Here is a 5,136-nt window from a genome sequence, read left to right on the forward strand (position 1 = left end):
CGGCCTGATAGTCCGATTCCTGGATCGCCTTGGAATAGATGAGCAGCGGCAAGGTGATGACGCCCTTGGCGCCGATGAACAGCACGATGCCGAACTCATTGACCGTGAGCAGAAGGCAAAGGCTGCCGCCGGCGAGCAACGCCGGCATCGCGGCCGGTAGGATGATTTCGCGAATGATGCGCCAGGACCGCGCGCCGAGGCTGCTGGCGACCTCGAGCTGTGCCAGGTCGATCAGAGAGAAAGCGGCCAGCAGCGGCCGCAGCACGAAAGGCGTGTAGACCGTGACTTCGGCAAGAACCACGCCCGACGGCGAATAGAGGAAATCGATCGGCGCCTGCTCGAAGCCGAACAGCTCGATCAACGCGCGATTGAGCACGCCGGCCGAGCCGTAAATAAAGGTGAAAGCGAGGGCCGCAAGAAAAGTCGGCAGCGCTATGAATGTGTCGATAAAGCGGGCGACCTCGCGCGAACCGGGAAAAGGTACAAATGCCAGCACGAGCGCTATCGTGAAGCCGAGGATGAGACAGCCAACACTCGCGGCAATCGCGATTTCGATCGTGTGGAGCAGGGCGCCCACGAAAAGGCCGGACTGGATCACTGCGGCGAACTGGTCGAGCGAGACAGGACCGTGATCGCCTGTAAGCGCCTGTCTCACGATCAAAGACAGGGGGTAAAAGAAAAGGCCGGCCAGCACGAGGAGCGGGGGTGCTATCCAAAGCCCGCTTTCGCGGCGGGATGTCCCCGCAATGGCGATATCAGCCATGAGAAGCCGTTCCGTCGCCGGCGATCAGCGTACCGTCGACGGCGTCGAATCCAATCTCGAGCGAATCGCCCATTTCCGGAGGCTCGCGCAGGGGGGCTGCAACGAGCCGGAGAAGCGTACCGGCGCAGTCGAGCGTGATCGCGTGATGGTCGCCCTGCCACTGCACGGACGTCACGGTCGTGCTTAAACGATTGGCGCCATTGAGACTACTCGCCACGCGAAGATCGTGGGGCCGGACGCAGAGCAAGCATTCCGTTCCGGAGCCGAGTGCCGGATGAGCCGGTGCCTTCAGCGCAGCACCGCCGAAGCTAACGCGCACAAGCTCGAGATCGTCGGGTCCCTCGACGCGAACCGGCAGCAGATTTGCGCGGCCGAGAAATTCGGCGGTGAAGCGATTCGGCGGACGCCGGTAGAGCTGGCGAGACGGGCCGAACGAACTCAGTCGGCCATCGCGCATGATCGCAATGCGATCGGCAAGGGTTAGCGCCTCGGTCTGGTCGTGGGTAACATAGAGCACGGTCAAATGGGGCAAATCCCGGTGGAGCTTCGCCAGTTCCTCGACCATCGAGCGCCGGATCTGCGCGTCGAGTGCCGACAAGGGCTCGTCGAGCAGCAACACGCGCGGCTCTACCGCCAGTGCCCGGGCAATCGCAACGCGCTGCTGTTGGCCGCCTGACAACTCGCGCGGATACCGCCCGACAAATTTCCCCATGCCGACCATGCGCAGGCAATCCCGAATGCGATCGGCGATCAGTCCGGGATCGGCCTTCTTCGCGCGCAGGCCGAAGGCAACGTTGTCCTCGACCTTCATGTGGGGGAAAAGCGCATAATTTTGCACGACCATTCCGATGCCGCGATCGTAGGGCGGGAGATCGGTCACATCGGTATCGCCGATCCGTACTCGGCCCGAGCGCGGGCGCACAAAACCAGCGACCGCGCGCAGGGCCGTGGTTTTGCCCGACCCGGACGGACCGATAAGCGCCATGATTTCGCCGCGTTGGATTTGCAGCGAGAAGTTGTCGAGCACCACCGTGCCGCGGTACGCCACGGTGATGCTCTCGAACACGATACCCTCGCCCTTCGACGAGGCACCATGCGCGGCGGCCCCGTCCGCCGCGCCCGACAGCGCCCCCGTACGCACGGCTAACTGCCTGTTACTTGATGCCACTTGGCGACGTCGCCCTGAAGATCGGTCAGGACCTTCGACCAATCCGGCGTCCAAACGACGACACCCTCCATCATCTTGTGAAGGTTCTTGAAAGCGTCATCGGTCGGCGTCACATCCTTGCGCACCGGTAGGCCCTGCGCCACCGAGGAGACCGTCGATTGCGCCTCTTTCGACAACAGGAAATCGATCAGCTTCTTGCCATTGTCGGCGTTAGGCGCACCTTTCACGAGCCCCACATAATAGGGCAGTGCAAAGGTCGAACGCTGGCCATCCGGCCCGGCTGGCCAAAACACACGGATGTTCGGGTTGTCCGACATCTGCGAGACGTTCATCTGCAGATCGCCATTTGCGACATTCAGCTCGCCCTTGTTGACAAGTGCGGTCAGTTTGCCGGTCGAAGAAGATGGGCCGACATTGTTCCCTTGCAACTTTTTGAGGTAGTCGAAGCCAGCGTCCTTGCCGCCGAAGGCATGGAACACTTGGATCATTACGGCGGTGCCGTCTCCGGCCTGCCCCGGCGTCGAATACTGGATCTTGCCTTTGAATTTGGGATCGAGCAGATCGTCGAACGTCTTCGGCTGGTCCTTCAGAGCCGAAGCGTTATATATGAAATTCATGTAATTGTTGACGAGCGCCAGATAGAGCCCGTGCGGGTCCTTCTGTTCGGCGCTCACTTGATCGGCCCCGGCTGGCGTATAGGGCTGGAGCAATCCGTCCGCCGCTGCCTTTTGGATGAACGGCGGCAACGTCACGAGCACATCGGCCTGAGGATTTGCGGCCTCTTTGGCAACACGTTCGACGACGACCCCGGAACCGCCCTCGACGTACTGCACCTTGATGCCAGTCGCCTTGGTGAAGGCATCGAATTGGTTCTGATACCAATTCGGCGTGCCGTCATGCAGGCCATCCGCACAGTAGACGGTTACCACGCCGGCGGCCCAAGAGGGTGCTGCGCTTGCCAACGCGAGCCCCACGGCGACGGCTGCTAGTCTTTTAGTCAACATGGCTGATACCTCCCCGTTTAAGAGCGCGCATCCTAGTCGCTCCACGTGACTGTCTTGTGACAGTCACCGTTGGGGAAGAATGCGACGAACCGCCGCCCCTCTCACCGCTCTCAAATTATGGCTTCTTCGCCATCGGGGCTGCTTTGGAACGTCCAGCGCCCTCCGCTGCGGAAGGATGCCGCGGTCGCAAAGCTGTCTTCCATGAATTGGAGGTATGTGCAACGGCCTGACTCAACCTTTGCGAATATCGCGAACGGCGACGTTACGAGTCTGGATAAGACAATGGACCGATACGTGAACCGGCCAAACATTGCCGCGAACTCCTCCGACCCGAACAGCGCCTCCGGCCTGAAAGACTGAATCTCCCAATATCGAGCGACATCCGAGAATGTCCTGACAATGCTTTCGGGTCCACGCGACGTCCCAGTCCAGGGCATGACCTTTTTTAGATCCGGGTTTTCGTAGTTGAGCGATACGTAAGTAACGTCCGGCGTCACGAGTGACCGAACGTGATCGAGGTCAGTTGGATTCTTCAATATCGCCGAAAGAACTTCGGTCGGAGCGAGCATGCAAGCACTCCCTTGCCTTGGCGCAACGAGCCGCGGTGGATGCTTACCGTCGGCTTCGATGATCGCTCTCAACCTATAAGAACGGCCGCACGTTTATTAGAGATCGGCGCCGGAAATGACTTTCCCGAAATTGGAATAGCGCATTGCGATGCAGCCGGCGGCGCCTATCGGGGTGGCGGCATTACCCCCGCGTCATTCGAGCGGGGAACCAAGGGAGCGATGGCGAATCCTTCGTCGACGTCTCGATACGATCGATCATCGGTTGCATGGCGGGGAGGCCCATCAGGTTGGCAGACAAGGAAAAAGTGTTGGCGCCATCTGCGACGCGAACTCTTTGAAGAGCCTGCAGGGCTTTGAGATATGCCGGTTGCTGAGATGGACGAGTGAAAGATCGAAGGTCCGAAAGCGCCAGTTGGGCATGATCTCGACAAGCCGACCCTCACGTACGAGATCGGGTTGCACCACAGGCGGAAGTTCGCCAATCCCCCCGCCTGCGAGCAGCGCCGGCGCGAGCCCGCCGTAATCGTTCATCGCGAGGTATGGCTGAAAAGTCAGCGTTTCCTTGTCCTTTCCATTCCGGTGGACGAAGGTCCAGCTACTGTCGGGCTTCCAATGAGAAAACGACAAGAGCCGATGGTCGAGCAAATCGCGCGGTTTCTTTGGCCGCTTGCAAACCTTCAGATAGTCCGGGCTCGCAACGAGCTGGTGGCGGTATGTCAGCAACCGCCTTGCGACGAGCGACGAGTCCTTCAATGCTCCGACCCTGAAGACCAAGTCGACGCCTTCGCTTATGTGATCCACGAAGCGATCCGTTATCAGGATCTGAATGCGGACATTCGGATAAGAAGCCTGAAACGCGGTGACGAGCGGCGTCAACAACGTGTCGGAAATGCTAGGCGGTGCCGAAAGCCGCAGGGTACCTGTGACATCCGATAGCCGGTTCGAGACGATATTCTCGACCGCTTCACTGAGTTCAGCACTGCGGACGGCATGCTCCAACACCTCCGCCCCCAATTCGGTGAGCCGCAGGCTACGGGTGGACCGTTCCAGCAGGCGAACGCCGAGCTGGTCTTCAAGCTCGGCGATCCGGCGGCTGACAGTCGATATCGGCATCTCGAGGCGCCGCGCTGCCTCCGAGAAGCTGTTGGCCTCGACGACCTTCGCGAAGACCATCAGCGAATTGAGATCAGCCATTGCCTTCCCAAAAATGGAAAATTCATCTTCGAACATCGCGGTGCAGTGAGCAAGGGAATGTTCCCCTTTCATCCTGTCGGAACGCCTAATGAGCGCGGATGCGCGCGGCGTGTCCGGTCTTTGCAAATGGCCGTCTTGGCTTCACACATCGCGAGCTGGCGGAGATCCGTCGCAATCGTTCCATTTCTGGAATTCTAATTTCCGGCTTTATCGTCTAACGAGTAAATGGTTCGTAGGATAGGATCGCCATACTAATCCATGAAGGGAGAGCCGGTATGGCCGCGAGCGACGATTTGAAGTCCGGCGAGGCTGCGATCAGGAGCGTGATGGCGTCGTATAACGACGCCCTGAATGGCGGCAAGACCGCTGCAGTGCTTCCTCTCTATACGGACGACGGTGTGTTCATGCCGCCCTACAGCCAGTCGGCGGTCGGCAAGG

The 5,136-nt window shown here is 59.9% G+C and carries 5 protein-coding genes; all 5 read right to left on the reverse strand.

Translation table 11 applies throughout. The annotated features are described in order from the left end of the window. A partial coding sequence (locus VEJ16_14580) for a 2-aminoethylphosphonate ABC transporter permease subunit (GenBank protein HYB10890.1) occupies window positions 1-763 on the reverse strand: 763 nt, incomplete at its 3' end. Further along, window positions 756-1,889 (reverse strand): ATP-binding cassette domain-containing protein, encoded by a 1,134-nt coding sequence (locus VEJ16_14585; GenBank protein HYB10891.1) that lies wholly within the window; start codon window positions 1,887-1,889, stop codon window positions 756-758. The genes VEJ16_14585 and VEJ16_14580, both read right to left, overlap by 8 nt. A 17-nt stretch (window positions 1,890-1,906) precedes the next feature. Continuing rightward, a complete protein-coding gene (locus VEJ16_14590; GenBank protein HYB10892.1) occupies window positions 1,907-2,935 on the reverse strand; it encodes a 2-aminoethylphosphonate ABC transporter substrate-binding protein in 1,029 nt (342 codons plus the stop codon). Between the two features lie 110 nt (window positions 2,936-3,045). Then, window positions 3,046-3,504 (reverse strand): nuclear transport factor 2 family protein, encoded by a 459-nt coding sequence (locus VEJ16_14595; protein ID HYB10893.1) that lies wholly within the window; start codon window positions 3,502-3,504, stop codon window positions 3,046-3,048. A gap of 282 nt (window positions 3,505-3,786) precedes the next feature. After that, window positions 3,787-4,698 (reverse strand): LysR substrate-binding domain-containing protein, encoded by a 912-nt coding sequence (locus tag VEJ16_14600; protein HYB10894.1) that lies wholly within the window; start codon window positions 4,696-4,698, stop codon window positions 3,787-3,789. Window positions 4,699-5,136: the final 438 nt, after the last annotated feature.

It is taken from the genome of Alphaproteobacteria bacterium, from assembly GCA_035625915.1.
Taxonomy (GTDB): Bacteria; Pseudomonadota; Alphaproteobacteria; order JACZXZ01; family JACZXZ01; genus DATDHA01.